At 40.6% G+C, this 22,767-nt stretch carries 24 protein-coding genes and 1 pseudogene; 13 read left to right on the top strand and 12 right to left on the bottom strand.

The genetic code is table 11. The features are described from left to right. From I8752_RS16505 to I8752_RS16490, 4 genes are all read right to left on the bottom strand, one after another. The coding region (locus I8752_RS16505) for a transposase family protein (protein WP_214433399.1) at positions 1–209 on the bottom strand (209 nt) is incomplete at its 3' end. Between the two features lie 37 nt (positions 210–246). Next, a complete protein-coding gene (locus tag I8752_RS16500) occupies positions 247–408 on the bottom strand; it encodes a type II toxin-antitoxin system Phd/YefM family antitoxin (protein WP_225895702.1) in 162 nt (53 codons plus the stop codon). Between the two features lie 146 nt (positions 409–554). Next, entirely contained in the window at positions 555–968 is a 414-nt protein-coding gene (locus I8752_RS16495) for a WD40 repeat domain-containing protein (protein ID WP_214433398.1), read from the bottom strand. Then, the gene (locus I8752_RS16490) at positions 931–2,796 is read right to left on the bottom strand and encodes an AAA-like domain-containing protein (protein ID WP_214433397.1); all 1,866 of its coding nucleotides are present in this window, start codon (positions 2,794–2,796) and stop codon (positions 931–933) included. The genes I8752_RS16495 and I8752_RS16490 overlap by 38 nt, the downstream gene beginning before the upstream one ends. A 224-nt stretch (positions 2,797–3,020) precedes the next feature. Here I8752_RS16490 and I8752_RS16485 point away from each other — a divergent pair, with 224 nt between their 5' ends. Further along, positions 3,021–4,313, top strand: coding sequence for an AAA-like domain-containing protein (locus I8752_RS16485; protein WP_225895701.1), 1,293 nt, complete (start codon positions 3,021–3,023; stop codon positions 4,311–4,313). Between the two features lie 23 nt (positions 4,314–4,336). Here I8752_RS16485 and I8752_RS16480 read toward each other — a convergent pair whose 3' ends face one another. After that, positions 4,337–4,645 carry a hypothetical protein gene (locus I8752_RS16480; protein ID WP_214433395.1) on the bottom strand — a complete coding sequence of 103 codons (309 nt, stop codon included), beginning with the start codon at positions 4,643–4,645 and terminating at the stop codon, positions 4,337–4,339. A gap of 167 nt (positions 4,646–4,812) precedes the next feature. Between I8752_RS16480 and I8752_RS16475 the strand changes: the two genes are divergently transcribed. From I8752_RS16475 to I8752_RS16455, 5 genes are all read left to right on the top strand, one after another. Beyond that, the gene (locus I8752_RS16475) at positions 4,813–5,025 is read left to right on the top strand and encodes a hypothetical protein (RefSeq protein WP_214433394.1); all 213 of its coding nucleotides are present in this window, start codon (positions 4,813–4,815) and stop codon (positions 5,023–5,025) included. Between the two features lie 201 nt (positions 5,026–5,226). Then, complete coding sequence (locus tag I8752_RS16470) at positions 5,227–5,874, top strand: MotA/TolQ/ExbB proton channel family protein (protein WP_214433393.1); 648 nt, start codon at positions 5,227–5,229, stop codon at positions 5,872–5,874. 353 nt (positions 5,875–6,227) lie between these two features. Beyond that, positions 6,228–6,434 carry a glycogen debranching protein gene (locus tag I8752_RS16465; RefSeq protein ID WP_214433392.1) on the top strand — a complete coding sequence of 69 codons (207 nt, stop codon included), beginning with the start codon at positions 6,228–6,230 and terminating at the stop codon, positions 6,432–6,434. 220 nt (positions 6,435–6,654) lie between these two features. Then, on the top strand, positions 6,655–7,209 hold the full coding sequence (locus tag I8752_RS16460) for a methylmalonic aciduria and homocystinuria type D protein (RefSeq protein ID WP_214433391.1): 555 nt from the start codon (positions 6,655–6,657) through the stop codon (positions 7,207–7,209). 398 nt (positions 7,210–7,607) lie between these two features. Beyond that, positions 7,608–7,808: a hypothetical protein gene (locus tag I8752_RS16455; protein WP_214433390.1), complete on the top strand. Its 201-nt coding sequence runs from the start codon at positions 7,608–7,610 to the stop codon at positions 7,806–7,808. Positions 7,809–8,163: 355 nt separating this feature from the next. On the opposite strand, the gene I8752_RS16450 is transcribed toward I8752_RS16455, so the two are convergent. After that, entirely contained in the window at positions 8,164–8,559 is a 396-nt protein-coding gene (locus I8752_RS16450) for a DUF2795 domain-containing protein (RefSeq protein ID WP_214433389.1), read from the bottom strand. A 553-nt stretch (positions 8,560–9,112) separates the two neighbouring features. On the opposite strand from I8752_RS16450, the gene I8752_RS16445 reads away from it, so the two are divergent. From I8752_RS16445 to I8752_RS16435, 3 genes and pseudogenes are all read left to right on the top strand, one after another. Continuing rightward, positions 9,113–9,868, top strand: coding sequence for a DUF4118 domain-containing protein (locus I8752_RS16445; RefSeq protein WP_214433388.1), 756 nt, complete (start codon positions 9,113–9,115; stop codon positions 9,866–9,868). A 102-nt stretch (positions 9,869–9,970) separates the two neighbouring features. Next, the gene (locus tag I8752_RS38600) at positions 9,971–10,273 is read left to right on the top strand and encodes a PAS domain-containing protein (RefSeq protein WP_214433387.1); all 303 of its coding nucleotides are present in this window, start codon (positions 9,971–9,973) and stop codon (positions 10,271–10,273) included. After that, positions 10,254–10,705, top strand: a pseudogene (locus I8752_RS16435) (hybrid sensor histidine kinase/response regulator); the annotation flags it as partial. The gene I8752_RS38600 and the pseudogene I8752_RS16435, both read left to right, overlap by 20 nt. Before the next feature lie 145 nt (positions 10,706–10,850). Here the strand turns inward: I8752_RS16435 and I8752_RS16430 are convergent. Then, positions 10,851–11,711, bottom strand: coding sequence for a pentapeptide repeat-containing protein (locus I8752_RS16430; RefSeq protein WP_214433386.1), 861 nt, complete (start codon positions 11,709–11,711; stop codon positions 10,851–10,853). A gap of 618 nt (positions 11,712–12,329) precedes the next feature. Between I8752_RS16430 and I8752_RS16425 the strand changes: the two genes are divergently transcribed. The 3 genes from I8752_RS16425 to I8752_RS16415 all read left to right on the top strand — a co-directional run bounded on the left by I8752_RS16425 (position 12,330) and on the right by I8752_RS16415 (position 18,369). Further along, positions 12,330–14,408: a glycoside hydrolase family 10 protein gene (locus tag I8752_RS16425; RefSeq protein ID WP_214433385.1), complete on the top strand. Its 2,079-nt coding sequence runs from the start codon at positions 12,330–12,332 to the stop codon at positions 14,406–14,408. A 360-nt stretch (positions 14,409–14,768) separates the two neighbouring features. After that, positions 14,769–16,940 carry an aminodeoxychorismate synthase component I gene (gene pabB / locus I8752_RS16420; protein ID WP_214433400.1) on the top strand — a complete coding sequence of 724 codons (2,172 nt, stop codon included), beginning with the start codon at positions 14,769–14,771 and terminating at the stop codon, positions 16,938–16,940. A gap of 577 nt (positions 16,941–17,517) precedes the next feature. Continuing rightward, entirely contained in the window at positions 17,518–18,369 is an 852-nt protein-coding gene (locus I8752_RS16415) for a universal stress protein (RefSeq protein WP_214433384.1), read from the top strand. Between the two features lie 80 nt (positions 18,370–18,449). On the opposite strand, the gene psbM is transcribed toward I8752_RS16415, so the two are convergent. The 5 genes from psbM to I8752_RS16390 all read right to left on the bottom strand — a co-directional run bounded on the left by psbM (position 18,450) and on the right by I8752_RS16390 (position 21,206). Then, positions 18,450–18,563, bottom strand: coding sequence for a photosystem II reaction center protein PsbM (psbM, locus tag I8752_RS16410; protein ID WP_017746279.1), 114 nt, complete (start codon positions 18,561–18,563; stop codon positions 18,450–18,452). A 123-nt stretch (positions 18,564–18,686) separates the two neighbouring features. Next, positions 18,687–18,983: a 2Fe-2S iron-sulfur cluster-binding protein gene (locus I8752_RS16405; protein ID WP_214433383.1), complete on the bottom strand. Its 297-nt coding sequence runs from the start codon at positions 18,981–18,983 to the stop codon at positions 18,687–18,689. A 194-nt stretch (positions 18,984–19,177) separates the two neighbouring features. Further along, complete coding sequence (locus I8752_RS16400) at positions 19,178–19,315, bottom strand: photosystem II reaction center protein K (protein WP_006195022.1); 138 nt, start codon at positions 19,313–19,315, stop codon at positions 19,178–19,180. Positions 19,316–19,405: 90 nt separating this feature from the next. Beyond that, a complete protein-coding gene (gene tgt / locus I8752_RS16395; protein ID WP_214433382.1) occupies positions 19,406–20,557 on the bottom strand; it encodes a tRNA guanosine(34) transglycosylase Tgt in 1,152 nt (383 codons plus the stop codon). Positions 20,558–20,753: 196 nt separating this feature from the next. After that, complete coding sequence (locus I8752_RS16390) at positions 20,754–21,206, bottom strand: hypothetical protein (protein ID WP_214433381.1); 453 nt, start codon at positions 21,204–21,206, stop codon at positions 20,754–20,756. A 721-nt stretch (positions 21,207–21,927) separates the two neighbouring features. Between I8752_RS16390 and cobS the strand changes: the two genes are divergently transcribed. After that, positions 21,928–22,716 (top strand): adenosylcobinamide-GDP ribazoletransferase, encoded by a 789-nt coding sequence (cobS, locus tag I8752_RS16385; RefSeq protein ID WP_214433380.1) that lies wholly within the window; start codon positions 21,928–21,930, stop codon positions 22,714–22,716. The last annotated feature ends 51 nt before the right edge of the window (positions 22,717–22,767 follow it).

Raw genomic sequence — 22,767 nt, 5'->3', positions numbered from 1 at the left:
ATATGGAAGTATGTTCGGTATTCTCTCCAATATTCTAATGTCATCAACAATTGGTCTTCTAAGCTTAATTTACCCGGTCGCCCTGTTTTCTGTTTTGTTCGATGAAGCGATCGCACTACCTCTAACATCTCGTTAAAAGTATCTGGACGTACACCACACAAGCGTTTAAAGTCTTCTGATTTCAGACTCTTTACCTGTTCGTAGGTCATAGATGCTACCCAACTCTATCCTACTTGTCTCACGCATCTAGGACTTTTGCAAGAGGTCTATTAATTGCTCGTAATTGTCCACCGACATAATTACATAACTAGCTTGCGATTCGCTTGTCAGTACCACTGGTTCCGTCGCAGCTTTTTCTAAAGCATCGCTGTGGAGATTTTGGATGTCTCCAAGGGGAAATTGGCGCATTTTCAAGCTTTCCTAAATGCTTATGAAGAGATTATAGCAAGTACATCATTTGCCCTTGATCCCATTAACAATAAATGCATAGACGCATAGTGGCTTGTCGTCAGACATCGCACTTTCCCATCAATCTCAATAAATGCGTAGCGTGACTATTTATTATCAGGGCAAATTTCCTTTCGCTTCTCAGGACGAGTAACCAGGTAATCATCCAACCAATTACAACCTCGCTCTAACATTTCTTCTAGGTCATCAACTACAAATAAACGTATCATTCCATCATTACACGCAGCAGCAAGCATCTTGCCATCAGGACTAAAACTCATCCAGTTAATATCATTTCGAGGTCTGTTGTCTATACCATCTCTGGTTTTTAATTTGCTATTATTTTGACCTAATTTAAATTCACCAACTTGCCTTCCGTTGAGGTTCCACAACTTGATTGTGTTATCAATTCCTGATGTTGCAACTATCTTGCCATTAGGACTAAAAGCCAAAGTTTTAACTTGACCCTGATATGGTTGAAATTTAGCGAGTTTCTCCTGCTGTTGCAAAATACTGACCATTAGGACTAAATATTACTTGCCTGACTGCAAGATGCTGAAACTTATTTTTTTCTTTAATCTTAACTAAGATACTTTGTAAAGCTAGCATTGGATTTAGAGCAGAATATTTTTCTAAAGGACGGCCATCACTGACTTCCTTTTGTAGTTTTCGAGCAATTTCCATAGCTCTTACTAATGCTCCCAATGGGTCATTTTCAAATTGCTTTTGTACAAGGACACCGTTTAATTCCAAATCTACTGCTACTTCTGCTTCTCGCGCTTTGTTGAACCATATTCCTGCTAACATTGTTATGATAATTAATCCGAATACTCCAATCAGCAATACCCGTCTTGTTATTTTTTGTAATTTGGTTAGCCGTTTATTTACTACCTTTTCTTCAATAAGTGTATTTTCAAGATTTTGTTGTGTCTGTACCAAAAGCTGATTGGCTTTTCTTTCTTCTTGTAAAGTTATTTGCGTATTTTGTTGTGCTTCGAGCAAACGCCGATTAGTTTTCCTCTCTTCCTCCAAAGCCTTATTTTGTCTCGCTTCCGCCTCCTCAACCTTCTGATTTAACTCGGTTTCCACACTCGCAGACAAAAACCGATAATCAGCATTGCTTAATCTCCTTCCATCAGCCCAAAGACGAGCCTTTTCTAAATCTTCCCCCCGCAACAAATAGGACTTGTCCTGATATCCACTCTCTTGCCAAGCCTTTAAATTATCAGCATAAAAACGTAATTTACCTAACTCATTCTCAACCCAATTTAAATCAAAAACATTCTCATAAATTTGGTTATAAACTCTCAACTTTCCCTGCTGTTCCACCACCAAACCAGTCAACCGTAACCTCATCTCTTCGAGACTGCGAACAACATTAATCTCACCTTGCTGCAAAATTTGCTGATATAAACCCAACAAACCCACAGCAATTAGTTCATTAGTAAGCATCCTATCCCGAATAGTTTTTAAATGCTCTTGCTCATCCTCCGCTTCCCAATTATCAATAATTCCACTCCTCACCACCCTTTCCACCCATTTTTCTCTCCTCGTCGCTAGCAGATTAGGGTTCTTCAAATCCCGAATTAACAAATTACAAACCTTCTGCGTCAATAAAGGCTGTCCTCCCGTCCAAGCCAAAACCTCTCGCATCAAAGCTTGAGGATTCTCCACCTTCCCCTCTAACCCCTTTACCAAAGGTGCAGTTTCATCTAATTTAAAACCATAAAGTTGAATTGCTGTACCAATATTAAACGGCGTTCTTGCGTCATCTTTAATTAAATCTGAAGGTGTTGCTACCCCAACTAAAGCAAAAGTCAAACGTCTATATTCAGCTTTAAAAGCTCGTCTTTGATAGCAACTTCTAATCAAAGCAAAAAAATCATCAGCAGGAAAATCTAAACGCAGAATACTATCGATTTCATCGATAAAAATCACAATATTTTCGCGAACATTTGGTAGTAACAACTCATCAAAAAGTTTCGCCAAACGTCGCACCGGAGCAATTTCGATAGATTTGTCCCACCACACTGTTAAATCTTCTGGTTCAATAAAATTAAGTTCAGTCAACAGGCTATCAATAATACTTCCATACCACTGCTCAACGGTCATACCCTGACTACCCAATCCCGAAATATCAATCACAGCACAAGCAAAACCATCAGCTTGTAACTGTTTCATCGTCCGCACCAACAAACTCGTTTTTCCCATCTGCCGGGAGTTAAAAACATAACAAAGCTCCCCTGCCTTCAATCCGTAATAAAAGTCAGAATCCGCTTGCCGTGTGACATAGCTGGGAGCGTCTTCTTCTAAACTACCACCAACTTTATACTCGTAGTCTGCCGTCATAACTTAATTTATAATAGAAAATAATTACATTGATGCCTATCTTGAGTTTAATTTCGAGAATATTGAGTACGTATTGAGTTTTTATTGAGTTGCTATTGAGTTGTAATTGACTTTACCAAATAAATAGTTATCCTGTAAGCTAAATTGCATAGTTTTTTGATTGCTCAACTATGCCACGCGGAATTAGAGTTCGTACAGAGTGCATTAAAATAGTTAAGAAAAGAATGAGACAAAAAGGCTTTGCTCGTCAAATCGATTTAGCTGAGAGAATTGATCGCAAGCAACCAACAGCTCATAGCTTTCTGAATGGAAAACCAGTTGACTACCTCAATTTTTTAGAATTTTGCAATGTATTAGACTTAGAAATTCAGGAAATTGCTGATTTTGAAGAACTGGCAGATACACATGCAGAAAAACCCCAAAAAATAGAAAAAATAAATAATTCTTCATTTTCTCCTTCCTTACTCTCTGCTTGCGAACTCGAATATCCAGAAGGGGAAGTAGCATTAAATTCTCCCTTTTATGTAGAACGTCCTCCCATCGAACAGCGTTGTTACGAAGAAATCAAAAAACCAGGTTTCCTAATTCGCATCAAAGCACCGCAGCAGATGGGTAAATCTTCACTCCTAGCGCGGATTTTACATCAATCAGAAAATCAAGGAAATATAACGGTAGCTATCGATTTTCAGCTAGTAGAAGAGGAGTTTTTCTCAGACTTAAATAAATTTCTGCACTGGTTTTGCGATACCGTCACCGAAGCAGTTGCAGGAGATAATCGAGAATTACTCGAAAAATTGCTGCAACAACTCGATGAGCATTGGAAATCGGTACAGCGCTTTGGTTATATGAAAACTTGTAAAAATTACTTTGAACGCTATTTATTTCGAGAAATCAACCAACCGTTAGTTTTAGGCTTAGAAACAGTTGAGAGATTATTTGAATATCCAAAAATATACAGTGATTTTTTTGGATTATTACGCGCTTTACATGAAGAAGGCAAACGTCGAGATATCTGGAAAAAACTTCAATTGGTGTTAGTATATTCCACCGAAGCTTATGTACCAGTAGATATCAACCAATCACCATTTAACGTTGGCTTGCCAGTGGAATTACTAGAATTTAGCCACGAGCAAGTAAAGGATTTAGCCCAACGGCATCAACTCAAATGGAGCGATACAGAGGTAGAAAAGTTGACAGGACTGGTGGGAGGACATCCATTTTTAGTGCGTTTAGCTCTGTATAAAATTGCTCTGCAAGAAATCAATTTAGCGGAATTTTTGCAAACCGCAGCTACAGCAGAAGGCATTTATAGTAAACATCTGCAACGTCTAGAATCTATTTTGCAGCAACAACCAGAATTATGGGATGCAATGCAAAAGGTTGCTTCTAGTAATAGTCCAGTACATTTGCCCAATATCATCAGATTTAAATTATATAGTCTTGGACTAGTAAAGTTACAAGGTGATGAAGTAACGCCAAGATGCGAGTTATACCGTCAATATTTTCGCCGTAATTAAAAGGACTATTTAACTCAATTAACTCAATTAACTAAATTACAACGCCAGTTTGTACTCAAGTCTGGCTTGTAGATGATGGAATTGTCTACTTCCAGAGACAATCCCATGTTACAAACAATCACCAAGTCCAACACATTACTTTTAGCAGCTTTGATTTTCGTATCAGCAGTAACATTTAATAGTCCCAAAGTTGAGGCAATAAACAGCCAAAATCTAAATGTAACCCAATTACCGACATCAAGTGCGATCGCACCAGCACCAGAATGGAAAAAATTCTCTCCAGATGAAGGCCAATTCTCTATTCTCATGCCGGGTGAAGAAATTTCAGACATCACACCAGAGCAAAGTGAAAAGTCTGACGTTGTTGAGTCTACAAAAATATATTTGAGTACTCATGAAACAAATGTGTTTATGGTTAGCTATGCTGATTTTAACAATGATGTGACTCAGATTCCGTCAAGTCAATTATTGGATTCTGCTGTAAAAGGAATGTTAGAGGATGGAAAAAAAATTACTAAGTCAGGAAAATATTACTTTAGGTGCATATCCTGGCATAGAAATGAACTTGTGGGATGAAAAAGAAAGAATTTTTCTCACGGGTAGAGTTTTTATTGTTAATCAACGGTTGTATATGCTCTTAGTTGGAAGCGATAAAAATCCTCAAGTCAGTAATGTCAGAAAGTTTTTTGACTCCTTCGAGTTGATACAGTAATCACTAAATTACTATAACAGTCCTAAATCATTCGTGAAAAATTAGATCCCCGACTTCTCAAAGAAGTTGGGGATCTAAACACCGCAAATTTTCACAATTTCTCTAGGATTGCTATAGCAATTGTCTCAATTGGAATTCAAAGCGCACCCCCACTTATTAAGATAACCTAGATGTGCATTATTGAAGAATTGAAGAAAAACGATGGCAATTAGTAATTTGTTTGCAGCAGGTGGCGTTGTCATGTGGCCCTTACTGGGGTTTTCGCTGCTCGCTGTGGCACTAATTATGGAACGTGTCATATTTTGGGTAAAGATAAATAGTCGGCAAAATCGCGTTGTGCGAGATGTGCTAAAGCTTTATCGCCTTAACGATGTAGTAGGCGCTTTGGAGCGATTGCAGGCAAATACTGATTTACCTATCGCCCGGATTTTTCTTGCTGCTTTAGAATTAGAAGAGCCAACGCCTGAAGAATTTCGTTTGGCATTAGAAAGTGAAGCGCAAGCTGAGATACCTATACTCAAACGCTTCCAAAATATTTTTGAGACAATTGTTGGTCTTGCACCTCTTCTGGGTCTGCTTGGCACAGTCTTGGGATTAATTGCTTCCTTCGCTTCTTTGAATATTGGTGATGTGGGAGGTGCTAAAACTACAGGTGTCACAGCTGGGATTAGTGAAGCTTTGGTATCTACAGCATCAGGATTAGTTGTAGCTATCTTTACACTGTTATTTGCCAATACCTTCAGAGGACTGTATCAACGCCAGATTGCCCGGATTCAGGAGTATGGTGGACAGTTAGAATTACTCTTTCGTCGTCGCTACGAAAGAGGGGATAAATCCTACACCAAATAACCCCAATATTCCAATACGGTTCAGTTAAGCCTAAAACTCTTTGTCAAAGTCAATATCTTAACGAAGACGTTTCTGTAATCAGGGGGTTGCAGTCTTGGCGCTATTGATGTGATATTTGCAATTGGTATATAAGTCAACTTTTTAACCACTAATATCATGTTCGGATGAATGATTATAATTAGGGCTGACACGGGGACACGGGGACGCGGGGACAAGGAAAAATTTTGAATTATGAGTAATTAAGCGAACTTGATATAAGACACAAAGACATTAAAGAGAAATCCATCATTTCAATTCTGATTTCTAATGATATAAGCTCTAAAATGAAACATCACTTTTTGAGAGGATACTCCATGAGCATTTGGGTAAATGAGCAAATCGATCCGTCTGGCATGATTTATGCCTGTATAGCCTGTTGTGATGAGTCTCAAGCCAAAGATTGTCATGAGTCCTTTCAGAAAAATTTGACTGAGATCCAAAGGTCTAGTGGTTGGATAGCACGACTGCGGACAGTTGAATCTTGGGATGAAGTTCCAGTTAATGCTTTAAAACTCGATTAATACTGATGGCTGATGACCAATGACTGTCAACAGTTAATAGTTAACAGTCAACTAAATTGGTTAATAAACGATAAAAATGAGATTAAAAATTTACCTTTATTGAAAAAAGCTTTAGAGAAACCTCACTAATAACGGAAATTTGATGACTTTTATCAAGTGTTAAGAGTTATCATCGATCCGAAGGAATAAATTAACAACTTGCAAAAACCGAATTAATGTAGTGAACTTTTATCCTGAAACTTACATTTCGGAGCAAGGCTGTCCTATTAATTTGGTTGGCAAAACAGGACAAGCGGTTCAAATTTCTATTCATCCTCCTAGTCAGTATATCTGTGCCAACCGCGAACGGATATTACCAGACTGGAAACAGCAAGCTTTTTTATGGGTTGCGATCGTCTTGCAACAATCGCAATATCAATTAGTGGAATGTACAGCAGAAGTAGAAATAGAAAAAGAACGCTTACGAGAAAAGTTTATGAGATTTGGCTGCGATCTAGCATTTAATTTGCGCGATCGCGGTTATTTGTCAGACATCATAGACCCCCGCACTGGCTATCCTTTACTTTCCCATCCGGGAGCAATTCCCCACAACGATACAGCCGTTGTCAAAGCTTTATTAAAATATCCAGTTATTAAAAACAAATGTTGCGTACTAGTGCATCCTGTCTGGGGTACGGCAGTTTATCCTAGCATTTTAATGTCAGAAGCGCCTCCATTCATTATTGAATCGCTCGCTAAAGATATAGCACCTATACATGAGTGGAAAGAAAAATAGGGAGACGCGGGAAGGCAAAGACCTAGAAAAAATTCTGAACAAATAATCTCAAATCCCAAATTGGCATTAGTCGTCAAACAAAAGTTATAAGCGATCGCCGCGTTAATGGGTAGCAAAAACTACAATTAATTGACACATAACATTCCAATCGAGATTAATATCTACCAACTTTCTTATTGACCCTGCGGCTATTTGCAAAGTTTGACCGACAAAAAGACAAAAGGCAAAATTGAGTAAAATATTAATTGCATTTTGTGAAGACTGCGAACTTGTATGTAGCTTTCAATAAAGAATTGTATTTATTCCAAAAGAATTGTATTTACTTAAGAACGGCGCTTGTCTGTATTCATATACTGGACTTTATCCCTATCGTTTGCATGTTGCACGAGGAGGTTCCAATGGTTCATACTTACGAAGTATTAGTTGATATCAAAGAATTTGCTGATATAACTAACAATACCTGTCAACACGGAACAACACGCTACGAAATTAACGCAGAGTCAATTAAAAAAGCCGATAGTATGGCACTAACCCAGGCTAAAAGCGACCGTCCAAAAGGCACTGAATATGATGTTAGGGTAACAAGGCTACTCAGATAAAGCGATCGCCTCCCTTCACAATTTTTGAAAATAGGGGGCACAAGTCGGTGTAAAAATCGAATGTGAATATTTCTGTTGTTTTAGACTTTAACAATATTTGCTTATACGCCGATAGCCCCCGCCAGAAAATATCAAGGCTATTGTAGTTTCGTTAATCAATGAGGCTGCAAGTGAACTGGTGATGATGAATATGCGATTGGCAGCATTTGGGCATTGAGTTAAAAAAACTGAGATAGAAAAGCTGGAATGGGCTGAGTGGAATTTAGAAATAGCCCAGTGCGATCGCTTACTATCTCATTAAAGAATCAGTTAAGTTTAAGCTGTCTCCCTACTTGCGCTCGGCGCTAGTTCATTATCAAAACGCTGATTCGCTTGCTTCTATAGCTTGGCTCACATCATCTAATGTTTGATACTCTTTTGCAGGTAATCGTTTCACAACTCGGAGGATTGCCTCATCAACACCTGTTTCTTCAGCGTACTTAACCAAGTCTTTTTTACTGAGGGGATAATTAACTTTATCCAAGTTTTTCTGTAACTGTACTAGATTCACGCTAGGCATTGCAATTTCATTCATAGATTTGCTGATATCGGCTAACGTTTCATACTGTTTTGTGGGCAAATTCTTCAAAGTTCGCATAACTTGTTCGTCAACACCCTTTTCTTCCGCATACCTAACTAAGTCTTTTTTAGTGAGTGGGTACTTGAGTGCGTTTAAATTTTTTTCCAGTTGCACTGGATTCACTTTGGCCATAATAATTCTCCTCAAGCCTTGAAGCTGTGTATTCAGTGAACAGAGATGTGTGTAGCTGTGCCGAATAATGCCTTAGAATTCAGGAGTCAGCAATCGAAAGTAAAATTATCTCTCTATCTAGCTTTTGAGTCAAATAAATTTACTTTATTTTGTTGATAAGTGCTGTAAATAAGGTACATGAGAACTCCAATGAGTAAATTATCTAGCTTTCACTTGTTTAGAGTTATCTGCGATCGCGAGCCAGCACTGTAGGAAACGGAATTCTACCACAGAGTACCAACAGGCATTTATCATTCACTACTCAACAATAATTATATTAGATGCAAGAATTGAGTGCAGTTAATTTTGAATGTCCCTGAATATATGATACAGAGCGGCTATTGAACGTCAAACTCATCTGTAAAGATAATTTTATAAAACAAAAACCTCCTCCTTGAGATATAGATTGCCGATTTTATCATTTAATGACTTAATATTTAAAATAGATAATCAGAAATTTTTATATAACTTGGGAATTGTAATCTCAAGCAAACTCGTCTCTTAAAGGCATGAAATGGCACGCCGAACAATTTCAAAAGCTCTCCGTCCTCAGATTTTGGCTTATGGAACTGCTTTGGTGACAGATGCCATTGCTCTACTGCTAACATTGCTTCTCCAGCCGTTGCTTGCACCCACCGTTTTTGCTCTGTTCTATCCGGCAGTGATGATTAGTTCTCTAGCGGGTGGAATCGGGCCTGGAATATTTGCTACGGCTTTAGCAGCGATCGCCACAGTTTTTTTCTGGCTGCCACCGCCCAACTTCTTAGATTCCACAGCTCTCAATTATTGGGTAAGACTAATTGCATTAATCGGGGTGGCGTTGATGATTTGCGTACTCAGTAGCCGCTATCGTCGCACCAAACAGCGAGCCGAGCAAGTAGCACAAAAGCTACGCGAAAGCCAGGAACTGTTTGAGAGCTTTATGAAGCATAGTCCATTAACAGCATTTATTAAAGACGAGGCGGGACGATACCTGTATGTCAACTCGTTAGCAGAACGATTATTTAATCGTGAGTTCCACCATTGGGTAGGTAAGACCGATTTTGACTTACATCTAGCCAAATTAGCTCAACAATTGCGCGATAACGATATCAAAGTCCTCACCACGGGTCAGGTTCTAGAAGTATTGGAGATTGAAGCACAAGCTGAAGGCGATCGCTACTTCATGTCCTTTAAGTTTCCTTTACATAGCAGTACGGGACACAAGCTACTTGCAGGAATGTCGCTTGATATTACAGAGTCCAGAAAAACTCAGGCAGCCTTAAGATAAATTGCAGCCCGATTCAATACAGCAACGCCGCCGGACGGTTTCGATCCACTCAAGTTTAAACGGCAAAGAAACGGACGAGATATTCTACCTCACGACTTGCCTATGCAGCGAGCTGCCAGAACAAATCAGGAAGTCACAGATGAGATGGAATTGGTTTTTGAAGATGGGACAGTTCGATTCATCTATGGCAAAGCAACCCCTTTACGGAACGAAGCTGGTGATGTTCGGGGGGTAATAGCAGCTTTTGTTGACATGACAGTGCGTTGCGGAGGTTCCCTCCGTTGTAGCAACTGGCGTGCAGGGGAGCAGAGGAGCAGGGAAAGAAAAATTTACTGCTTCCTCCGTATTAGTGTCTTGCGAAACATTGTCACCTTATGCACCTATTCAAGTTGCTGGCGATTCTAACCGTCTTCAGCAAATTATTTGGAACCTACTTTCCAATGCTGTCAAGTTCACGCCAGCGGGAGGACGCGTAGAAATTTGCTTGGAACGAGTGGGTATGAAAGCTCAAATTCAAGTCAGAGATACTGGAAAAGGTATCACTCCAGAGTTTCTGCCTTATATCTTTGACTACTTCCGCCAGGAAGACAGTAAAGTAACTCGTAAATTTGGTGGTTTGGGATTGGGATGCCAGATATCAATGGCTATACGCTAATAAATAAAATTAGATGCAGACCGCCAACACAAGGAGGACAAATAAAAGCGATCGCTCTGACTGCTTATGCTGGAGAAATCCACCAACAGGCAGCACTGACAGCTGGATTTCAGCAACATCTTAGCAAACCAATCGTACCAACCGATTTAGTTGCTGCGATCGTGGAGGTGGTGAGACTATAAGTGGTGAGGAGTTTTAACCAGATATCGCAAAGTGCTGAGTGCTGAGTAAAAACCCAGTTTCTGTAAGGCTTTGAGCAATCACAACTGTCCTAAAAGGTGTGACTACGGCTATATCAATTTCATGTCAAAACTCCAGACCAAATTCCTAACAATCCTCAAAAACCGCTCCTCGCTGTTTTAAGTCAAGTTCCAAATCCTCACTCAGTCCGGAATTTCCGCCAAACAGGGCTTTTTCAACTATGGCATCGCTGAGATTGACACCAGTTAGGTCAGCACTACTCAAGTCTGCACCTCTGAGGTCGGCATGGCTGAGGTTAGCACCGCTGAGGTTGGCACTACTCAAGTCAGCATTGCATAAGTTAGCACCACTCAAGTCAGCATTGCATAAGTTAGCACCATATGAGTTGCTAGCATACAAATTAACACCACTGAGATCGACACCATGGAGATCGACACCATGCAGGTCAGTACCGTGCAAACCAGCTTCATGTAGTTTGGCAGCACTTTGATTAGCCTCTGGGGTTTGGTTAAGTTGAAATACTCCTGACGATGCTGGATAAAGTGAATAGGATTGCTCTAAATTTTTTTCTAATTGGATAATATTTGCTAAATTTCCTACAGACCGAATTTTTAAAGTAGAGCCATCAAAATTCTGGGGATTTTGAGTAACAATTGTATTCAGTTGCATTTCCATAGCGCAAGCTACTTCTTCCGCAGAATCAAAATCTCTCAAAGGAGAGTTAAGGGCTTTTTCTTTAATCCTGTTATTAATTTTGATAATACGACCGTCCAGCATATCTATTATGCTATTGACCATATATTCAGTGCGATCGCTTTTCCGATCTAAGAATTCAAAATGCGCTCGCTTCAAACACTTATCAGTCACATACACTTCAACTTCCGGTAACTTGGCAATTTCTACCAATAATTTATGAGCATCTTCTGCAAAACTGCTGCGGTTAAGAAAGAACTCTAAGACTAGATCGGCATCAGCTAGAATTCTCATTGGTTTGTTTTCCTCCTTCTCATATACAAAAACTTCTTTGGACTAAAACAAATGTGTTATGTCATAATCAACAAATTTTGCAAATTTTAGCTAGATTTATATATTGACTCTGTTCGTCCTCTTTTACCCCAATTTCAGCATTATTTGCAGTAAAAAGTATTTATAGTTGTCACGCCTGCAAATTCTTCTCCCATGCTCTTTATCTATGTTAAAGTTGTTGCCATTTTTGAATTAAAAGAAAGTTGACTGTAATAGAGTACGGGTAGAGGCTAATTGTAATAATCATATATTCGTGGAATCGCTCGTGTATTCCATCACACCTATGGGAGAAACTGCATTCATACCTAAGAAATAAATATGTAGTGGAGACAACAAACACAGCCAAGTCGGTGTATTAACCGTGTAAACTTGACTTGACCCATTTGGGAGAACAACTCTAATACTTATTGCTTGCGGATTTATAATCCAAACTTGTTACACACCCGTTGCTAAATAATCTAGGGAAAAAGCAGCAGTGGATAACTGTGAAAATTTATACGATAAACCAAGCGCGATCGCTCTCATATTGTTAAATTAACAAAGGATAGTAAGCTCAAGGCAAATTAACTGCAATCGACAATGGTATCTATTTCTACGCGCTTCTCTGATGTTCAAAACCATTGGGCACGTCTATTCATTGAAGCCTTAGCAGGGCGTGGTATTTTGAATGGATATCCTAATGGGACTTTTCGTCCGGATAACTCAGTCACTCGTGCTGAGTTTGCTGCGATCGTTGCGGCAGTCTTTACAGTACCTGTGAAGCGACAGTATGTCCCCTTTGTTGATGTCCCTGCGAATCACTGGGCAGTAAATGCCATTAAAAAAGTTTACGAAACAGGATTTCTTGTCGGATACCCCGATGGACGTTTCCGCCCTAACGATAGGATTGCCAGGGGCGATATCTTAGTTGCTATGGTCAATGGTTTGGAGATTGCCGTTAAGGTCAAACCTGACTTACTAAGTGCATTGCCGCAAATCTATCAAGATGCTGATAAAATTCCTGCCTATGCCAAAAATCAAGTGGCTATTGCTACTAGTGCAGGATTAGTTGCTAACTACCCGAATATTAAATTACTGAACCCAACTCTAGCGGCAACTCGCGCTGATGTCACAGTGATGGTCTATCAGCTATTGGTGTATCAGGGACAGGTTGATAAAATTGCCTCTGCTTACCTCATAGTACCACCAACCCCAATACCAACACCAACACCAACACCAACACCAACACCAACACCAACACCAACCCCAACACCCACACCAACACAGCCTGGAACTATCAAGCTAAGTCATCAACGCGAGTTTCGGGGTGCGTGGGTATCAACCGTGTGGAATGGTGATTGGCCTTCCAAAGCAGGACTTGCAGCTGCACAACAAAAAGCCGAACTGCTGGAAATTATTAACCAATTACAAGCGCTAAACTTCAACGCTCTGATTTTGCAGGTGCGACCGGAGGGGGATGCTTTGTATAATTCCTTGTTAGAGCCTTGGAGTGCTTGGCTGACGGGAACTCAAGGTAAAGCACCAGAACCATTTTACGATCCTTTGGAATTTGCGATCGCTGAATGTCACAAGCGCAATATTGAAGTTCATGCTTGGTTCAACCCTTACCGCGCCAAGACTAGCACTAGCGGTTCGCCTAATGTTCGCCCTCACATAGCTGTAACTAATCCAGAGGTAGTTTACCAATGGGGCAATCAACTGTGGATGGACCCAGGCATTAAAATCGTTCAAGATAGGGCTTACAACGTGATTACTGATGTTGTGCGTCGCTATGATGTAGATGCCATTCACTTGGATGACTATTTTTATCCCTATCCCATAGAAGGCAAGTCTTTCCCCGATAGTAAAACCTACGCAGCTTACAAAGCAGCTGGTGGAGAACTTAATCTAGCTGACTGGCGGCGGGAAAATGTCAATCAAATGGTGCTACGCCTATCACAAGGAATTAAAGCGACAAAATCCTATGTGAAATTTGGCATTAGTCCTTTTGGTATTTACCGCCCCGGACAACCACCAGGAATTTCTGGCTTAGATGCCTACAGTGTACTGTATGCTGATTCCAAGAAATGGTTAGAGCAAGGCTGGATTGATTATTTAGCCCCCCAACTCTATTGGCGCACCGACCAAACCGCACAGAGTTACCCCGTATTGTTGAAATGGTGGACAGAAATTAATCCCAAGCGGCGACACATTTACGCAGGTAACAATATTGGACAACTCGATGGTAAAGCCTGGAAAGATGAGGAAATTGAAAAGCAAGTTAAAATTAGTCGCAACCTAGTAGCAGACTTGTCACTAGGAAATATCTTCTTCAGTATGAGTTCTATCAATGAAAATCGCCAAGGCATTGCTGACAAGTTCAAAGAATCGCTTTATGCCAAACCTGCATTAGTACCTATTATGTCGTGGCAGAACGCAGCCCCACCAGCCCCTCCCAAAGAACTGCGATTCATCAGCCCTAAACTCAATTGGCTACCTGGTGACGACCGACCTGTTCGTTCTTGGACGCTTTATCGACAAAGTGGTGATAGTTGGATTCTTCAGCGGATTTTGTCTGCTGGTACAACTTTTGCTACCGTTCAAAGCGGAACTTATGCTGTGTGTGCAGTGGATAGATTAGCAAATGAAAGTGCGGGTGTAGTGATTACAGTCAATTGAATTCTTTGTGCATTCGCAAATCAATGCCACCTCTTTCAAGGTGTAAACTAAAATTATCTATTTTTCTTAGTGTCTTGGCGAAGTAGCGTTGGAGGCGGATTTTCCCTCAGGCGACTGGCGAATGGGTGGTTTAAAAGCCAATTTTTTTACCACTAAGACACAAAGGTGAAAAACTGATAATTAGACAAACTTTTGGGGAATTTTTACTCAATATTGTATTTAGGCTCTGATTTAAGAATGTATTGAAGCTGATTAAATATTTTGTTAATTTATCAGTTGATGTTACATGGCGATCGCAAGAGTTGTAGTTGTTGCCTGAATATGGCTTTTCAGATTTAAATTGTACTGAAAATGAGTGAGATCAAAACACTAATTATCGATAACTACGACTCTTACACTTTTAATCTTTACCAGATGATGGCACAAGTGAATGGTAAACCTCCTCTGGTAATTCGCAACGATCGAGTAGACTGGCACGAGCTAAAAAAGCTAGCATTTGATAATGCGATCGTTTCCCCTGGCCCCGGTCGTCCGGAAAAAGCTAAAGACTTCGGTATCTGCCAACAATTACTGCAACATATAGATGTACCCTTACTTGGCGTTTGTCTCGGCCATCAGGGAATTGGCTACTATTATGGTGGCAAGGTAATCCACGCACCAGAAGTCAAACATGGAAGATTGAGTGACATTTACCACAATGGTGGCGATTTATTTCAAGAAATTCCCACTCCCTTCAGTGTGGTACGCTATCATTCCCTAGTGGTTTCTGAAGAATTGCCCAGTTGCTTAGAAAAAGTTGCTTGGACAGCAGAAGGATTGGTAATGGGGTTGCGCCATCGCCATCGCCCGTTATGGGGGGTACAATTCCACCCAGAATCTATCTGTACTGAATATGGATACAAACTGCTGCAAAATTTTAAAGAAATTACCGAAAAATTTATCGAGAAAAACAACAAAAATCAAAAGCGATCGCAACAAATAAATAGCAGCAAAATTTTTTCCATTTCTCCTAATTCTTCGCCCCAAAAACAAAATCAAGAATTTGAAATTTACAGTAAAAAACTGAATTACTATCCCGATGCAGAACAGGCATTCGTCCATCTTTTTGGAGAAGATATCAATGCTTTTTGGCTCGATAGTAGCCGAGTAGAACCGGGTTTGTCCCGCTTTTCCTTTATGGGAGGAAGTGGAGGGCCAAACAGCTTAGTGGTTCGCTATTGCACCCAATCCCAAGAACTCACTATCACTCAATCTGGCAAAGTGATAAGCTTCCAAGAAAGTATTTTCGAGTATCTCAAACGGGAAATTAATCGCCGCCACTACCAGTCTGACGAGCTGCCTTTTAATTTTAATTGCGGATTTGTTGGTTATTTCGGTTACGAACTCAAGGCAGAATGTGGGTCTTTGCTAGTACATTCCTCATCGCTTCCCGATGCCATTTTTCTTTTAGCCGACCGAATAATTGCCTTCGACCACCAAGAACAAACCACCTATTTAGTGTATCTCGCTCTTACAGGTCAAACGGCACAAGCCCAAGCTTGGTTTGAGTTAACAGAAAACCAACTGCGACAACTTCCTCCCCTTCCTCCTGTAGTCACAGATACAAGCTCAAATCCTGTGACTTTCTACCTCAGTCGCTCCTACCAAACATACAAAGATGATATTTACAAATGTCTACAGGAAATCTATGAAGGAGAAACTTACCAAGTCTGCTTGACAAATCAACTGCACACAGATGTCACTCCCGACCCGCTCAATTTTTATCGCATATTACGTCAAATTAATCCAGCTCCTTACTCTGCCTTTTTGCGTTTTGGTGATATTGCTATTGCTTGTTCTTCTCCAGAGCGATTTTTGCAAATTGACCGCCAAGGATGGGTAGAAACTAAACCTATCAAGGGCACTTTCCGACGCGGACAGACTCCCCAAGAAGATTTCTTACTGCGTGAAAGTTTGCGTCGCAGTGAAAAGGATCGAGCTGAAAACTTGATGATTGTCGATTTGTTACGCAACGATTTGGGACGAGTTTGTGAGATAGGCAGTATCCACGTTGCGAAGTTGATGGAAGTGGAAACTTATGCGACAGTACATCAACTCGTGAGTACCATCCGCGGTCATTTGTCCGCAGATATGGATGCAACAGACTGCATTCGGATGGCGTTTCCTGGTGGTTCAATGACAGGTGCGCCTAAGCTCAGAACTATGGAAATTATTGACAAGCTTGAGCAACAAGCGCGAGGAGTTTATTCAGGAGCGTTGGGATTCTTGAGTTTTAATGGTGCAGCAGACCTCAATATTGTCATTCGTACCGCAGTGCTGACACCAAAGCGAACCTCTATAGGGATAGGAGGTGGCATTGTCGCTCTATCTGATGTAGAAATGGAATTTCAAGAGACTATTCTCAAAGCTAATGCTTTAATTCAGGCGATGCTCCTCACTGTTCGCGGCGAATTCGAGCCAGCTTTGTTTCGAGTTCTGGGAATGCCAACAATAACTACCAATCAACTTGAAACAGTACTTTACGAAGTCTGATTTTGGGAATTTTAGTCTAGATAAATTAATTTTTTATTTACAAAACTTTAGATATTCAGATAATTTATGTATCTAATAAATTGCAGAATAACTAATAATAATCAAGAGTAAAAACACTTATTCGTAAAGGATATTAGAGGCGATCGCATTTTACAATATTGTGTATTAGCAACTTATATGACACAGAAATTATTGTTTATGTAGATGAAAACTGCTATATTCTACCTCAATTTACTACTAATGCTTTGCAATACTTTACTTCTTTATAATTAAAAATAATTAACATAGATTAAAAATAATAACTAACATAATAATTTATGAAGTTTATTGAGCTACATTGATAGTATGCTTAATCATTGAAACCTAGTTAAAAATATCGTAACTAGGTGCAAATAAACTCAACACATCTTAGTTATTTGTCATATATGTGAATATGAATGGCCGATTACTAAGAGTTAATTTGTACCAACTTACCGACTAGGTTGTTGACAAAGGCGTTGAAAACCTCAACTGAACTTAGTACAAACGTTAGTACTAAGTGCAAACACCAAAGCAACCCTAACAACAAGAAGTAACAATGATAGAAAAAATTTTGCTAGCGGTTTCTGGCTTGGGACATGCAGAAGAAATGCTCAAGACATTGAAAGAAATACCATCAATCCAACAGGCAAAAGTTACAGTTTTGCATGTTGTTCCTGCCCAAACTACCGCCACTGCGATGACAGATAAATGGGAAGAGGGTGGTAAAATTCTGGCTAATGCCATTCAAACTTTAAATTTAGACCCCAGTCAAGTTTCTTCAATTTTGCGGCAGGGCGAACCTAAAGATGTAGTTTGTCAAGTCGCAGATGAAATTGACGCTGACTTAATTATTATGGGTTCGCGCGGACTTAAGCGTTTGCAATCGATTTTATCGAACTCAGTTAGTCAATATGTTTTTCAGCTATCTTCTCGCCCCATGTTGCTAGTAAAAGATGACATTTATGTCAAAAAAATTAGGCGCATAATGGTGGCAATAGACAACTCTGATGCAGCAAAACACTGCTTGAATTTGGCTCTATTCTTACTAAGAGATATTCCAGGCGGTCAGTTAATTTTGAGTAATATTAATACAGATTTGCGCGGCAAAACATCTGAAGTAAGTGAAATTAACCCAGAAAAAAATCCAACTTTGGCAGCAGCAGTTGCACAAGCGCAAAGACAAGGAGTGCCAGTTCGCTGTTATACCAGCAGTGGTAAACCAGGTGAAGAAATTTGTCGTTTGGCAGAAGAGTTGAATATAGACCTACTATTACTCGGTTCTCCAGACCGCCGTCCATCGGTAGCTAAGAGTTTTGTTGATATCGACCGACTAGTAGGCGCTTCTTTGTCTGACTACGTTCGAGTCAATGCCAGTTGTCCTGTATTGCTAGCGCGGACAGTTGGTTAATATCTCAAGAAATTTAGCGGTTGATAAACAAAAACCCCTATACCAATGGTGCAGGGGTCTTTTATCTTATACACAAACTATTAATCTTTTTTACCTTCGCGGCTAGCTGTTTGAATGTACAGAATTATTAAAAACACAGCGGGAACTAGCACGAACAGAATGCTCGCTACGAACCCTAGGTCATTAACTTGCATAGCAAGAAAGCCTCTCTTTAAATTTCCAGTCAACAACTTTAGAATAGCATCATCAATGCCAGTATTCGCTCAAATTTTTTCCTTACTCTTTGGCAACTATTGCCAGAAGATGAACCTAAAGAATTAAGGCTTAGTTACCACACTTACAGGCCCGTTTACTAAAGTTTGACAAGCAAGGCGGTAATTTGCCGGCTTTTTCTTTAATTTCCGGTTTTCTACATCTGTAGGCGGTGAAAGATTTTCTATTCCTTCGACTATTTCGACAATACAAGTGCCACACTGACCGTAGCCACCGCAATTGGTCATTTTGCCAAATAATGTATATATGTCAATAGCGTTTTGAATCGCTTTTAGTCGCAGATTAGCACCATCTGCCGCTATTACTTCTTTATTTTCTTTAACAAATTTAATATTACCCATAGCCGATTAATTCCTCGTTGACTGTAATCAGGGTGGCTGGAAAAACTGAGTTTTGAACAGACTTGATACTTATCTTACTTAATTTATAGCAATATATTACAATATATTAAAAAATATAAACTTTAAAGAAGAAGATGCTGCAAAAAAAATAGGACAAGCATTTTGCCTGTCCTAGCAATTAACAATAAATTAACTTATCTAAACCCAACAGCTGCTTGCCATACAAAAGCAAGTAACAAGAAGAAGACAGGAATAACAGGGAGAACGTCTACCAAAGGGTCAAAGATTTGGTAAGCTTCTGGCAGTTTTGCTAATAAAAGTGCTGCTTCCATGTTCGTTTAAATCCACCTAATCCAACACAGCTTTCATAATTGAGATGTATCTTAACATGGTTTGGGTATTGGTCATTATTAGAGACGCGATTAATCGCGTCTGTACAATAAGTTATCGTTGTCCCTCTGTTCGCTATCTGCTTCAAGCCAGTGTCCAAATTCTGTGGCAAAGCGATCGCTTAATATAGATTCTCGGATCTTTTGGGTAAAACGAATTAGTTCGGTGATGTTGTGAATGCTCAATAATGTATAAGCGAGAATTTCTTGCGATCGCACTAAATGAGATATGTAAGCGCGGCTGAAGTTTTGACAAGCATAACAAGGACAAGTTTCGTCTAAAGGTGCAAAATCTTCACGAAACTTAGCATTTTTTAAATTCCAGCGATCGCCTTGTACCATCGCCGTACCATGTCTAGCCCAGCGCGTGGGAATGACGCAATCAAATAAATCGATACCAGAAGCGATGGCAATTGCCATTTCTCGATAAGTACCCACCCCCATCAAGTAACGCGGCTTTTCGGGTGGTAGCAGTGGCGCTGTGGCTTTTACAATTTGAGCCATTAATTCTGGCGGTTCTCCCACACTCACGCCACCAATGGCATATCCAGGCAAATCCAGCTTCGCTAAAGCCACAGCAGCTTGCGATCGCAAATCTAAATACACGCCACCTTGGACAATCCCAAATAGTGCCTGATCGCCACGTTGATGAGCCATAATGCAGCGTTCTAACCAGCGATAAGTCCGATTGGTGGCAGCTTCCACCTCTTGGCGAGTAGCGGGATAGGGGGGACATTCATCAAATGCCATGATTACATCTGCCCCCAGAGTATTCTGAATCTCGATGGAACGCTCAGGAGTCAAATTAATGATTTGTCCATCATGAGGCGAGCGAAACTTTACTCCTTCTTCTGAGATTTTTCGCATTTCACTCAAGCTGAAAACCTGAAACCCACCAGAATCAGTGAGCATTGGTCCATTCCAGCCCATAAATTTGTGCAAACCCCCACCCCCAGCTACAATTGCTTCTCCTGGTTGCAAGTGTAGATGATAGGTATTAGATAATATCATCTGTGCCCCAGTATCTTGAAGTTGAGCAGGAGTCACAGTTTTGACATTTGCTAGCGTTCCCACTGGCATAAATCTGGGAGTTTCGACAGGGCCGTGAGGAGTGAAAAATACCCCTGCCCTGGCTTTTGTTTGGCTACAGCGAGCGAGGGATTGAAAAGAAAATATGGCACTCAAGGTAAAAATAATACTCTTTAGCTAATTATCGCCACATAAAAATTGGTAATTAACTCGTAGTAAACATATAAGCACTCACTACTAAGTCGTACCAACTTACTGTGTACATGGTCTGTTACACAAGGCTGCATTCTAGTTGTCATAGTCAAAATAGCAGCCAGAATATTCTGACTCCTGACTCCTGACTTCCGCTCTTCTAAAATGAGTCAGAACAATCATCGTCCAGTTCTGCATCCCATCTGGCTGACAGGACTTGTTCCATCATCGCTTCTATGGCGCTGACGTTTAAGTTGCGCTCCTTTCGCTCTTGTAAGGGCGTTGAAAGGGGAATCAGTCGCAGACACATCCTTTCTTGCATGAGATCGAAGTAGGGTTCTTGCTGCGGAGACTGTTTCAGTTCCAGATAATCAAAACTACAAACATTCAGGTAAAGCGCCCGGTTAGCAACTAGAGTAGAACGTTGCGGATTGGCAAATACTTCCATCACATCCCCTTCACCCTCGCTCTGCGGTTTACCTTCTTGGGTGTAGATGTAGTGGACTCGACCTAAATCAGTCAGCAAGCGGCGCATGTCGAGCTTATTCACAATAATGCCCGCGTTCACAATGCATGGAGCTGGTATCCTGGTGTCGGGTAGATGATGACTCATAGGAAAATAGGAGTTGAGCGAAGGTAAGGTACAACACAGCTTACACAATCCATTGAACAGCCTGTTGGCTCCCTACATTTAAAAAAATATCAATTTTATGGTGCGATCGTCTAATGTTCGGGGTAAGTTATTGATTGAAGGATACAAAATACAACTCTCTTTAGTATGAGAAGGCAGAAGAAGCAGGTGGGCAGGGGAGCAGAGGGGCAGGGGGAGACAAGGGAGACAATAAATAATAATTACTCATACCTTCTGCTTTCTGACTAATGACTTTTGTACAGTCAGTTTTTAGCCTTTTTCAAATGGATAGTTATTTGCGCCATGCTGTACTAGTGAAATTTTAGCTTACTAAATTGTTTAGTGTTGTGTTACAATTAACACTAAATATTATATAGTGCCGAAACTAGCATAACAAAATTTTCGGCATCAGTCTTTAATAGCAAGCAATCTTTTCTAAAGCTTTAAAATCAGCTGCTTCCACTTATAAAAGGGAGTAGGGAGTAGGGATTGGGGAGTAGGGAAACTAAGCCGCCCCCTTCGGGGCGGGGTTTCAACCTATCTTGTGCAATACAAGGATTTTTCGCGCCACTTGCGGGCGAGGCTTTAACCTTTTTCGGGGCTAATTTCTTCCCCTACTCCCTACTCCCTACTCCCCACTCCCGCCCCGAAGGGGGGGGTAAAAGTATTGTGAGTGCCATTGTGCTATTGGCTTTTAACTAATATGACAAATCAGCCTTGGTGGTGGAAGCAGTGGCAAAAACTACTTGCAAATTGTTTAGCTAGTATAATATTTTACACTACTATTCCTCTACCTTATATAAATGACTTGGACTTCCAAGGGGTGGCACATCTTGCACCGTTTGTAGGGTTGTCGATTGGAGGAATTTTAGGCTTATGTGACGCAGGAATGAATTATCTGGGTATGCCAGTGCTAACTCGTAGTGCCTTGGTTGTGGCAATTTGGGTTGCGATGACTGGAGGATTGCATTTAGACGGGGCAATGGATACTGCTGATGGTTTAGCAGTGGGCGACCCGAAGCGGCGCTTGGAGGTGATGGCAGATAGCGCAACAGGGGCGTTTGGAGCAATGGCAGCGATCGCTATATTATTGCTGAAAACAACAGCTTTAACAGATATCGAAGAAAATCGCTGGTTAGTGATGATGGCAGCTTGCGGTTGGGGGCGTTGGGGGCAACAAGTAGCAATTGTCCGGTATCCTTATTTAAAACCTACAGGTAAAGGCGCATTTCACAAGCAAGCCATTCGTTCTTACAAAGATTTATTACCAGGATTGCTATTACTTTTCAGTTTGAGCGGTTTACTTTGGCTGCTAAATAGCCAGCATCTATTTTTAGCACTGGGAATGATACTTGCTGGAATTGCGATCGCCACTCTTACCGCAGCATGGTTCAATTACAAATTAGGCGGTCAAACAGGAGATACCTACGGCGCAGTCGTTGAGTGGACTGAAGCCTTATTTCTCTGCGTGCTGACCGCTTTGGGGAGATGAGGGAGCAGAGGGAGCAGGGGGAGATGAGGGAGCAAGGGGGCAGAGGGGCAG

The organism is Dendronalium phyllosphericum CENA369 (assembly GCF_016056275.1).
Classification (GTDB): Bacteria; Cyanobacteriota; Cyanobacteriia; order Cyanobacteriales; family Nostocaceae; genus Dendronalium; species Dendronalium phyllosphericum.
The sequence above is the reverse complement of the archived record's forward strand: the minus strand, read 5'-3'. Positions and strand labels throughout refer to the sequence as shown.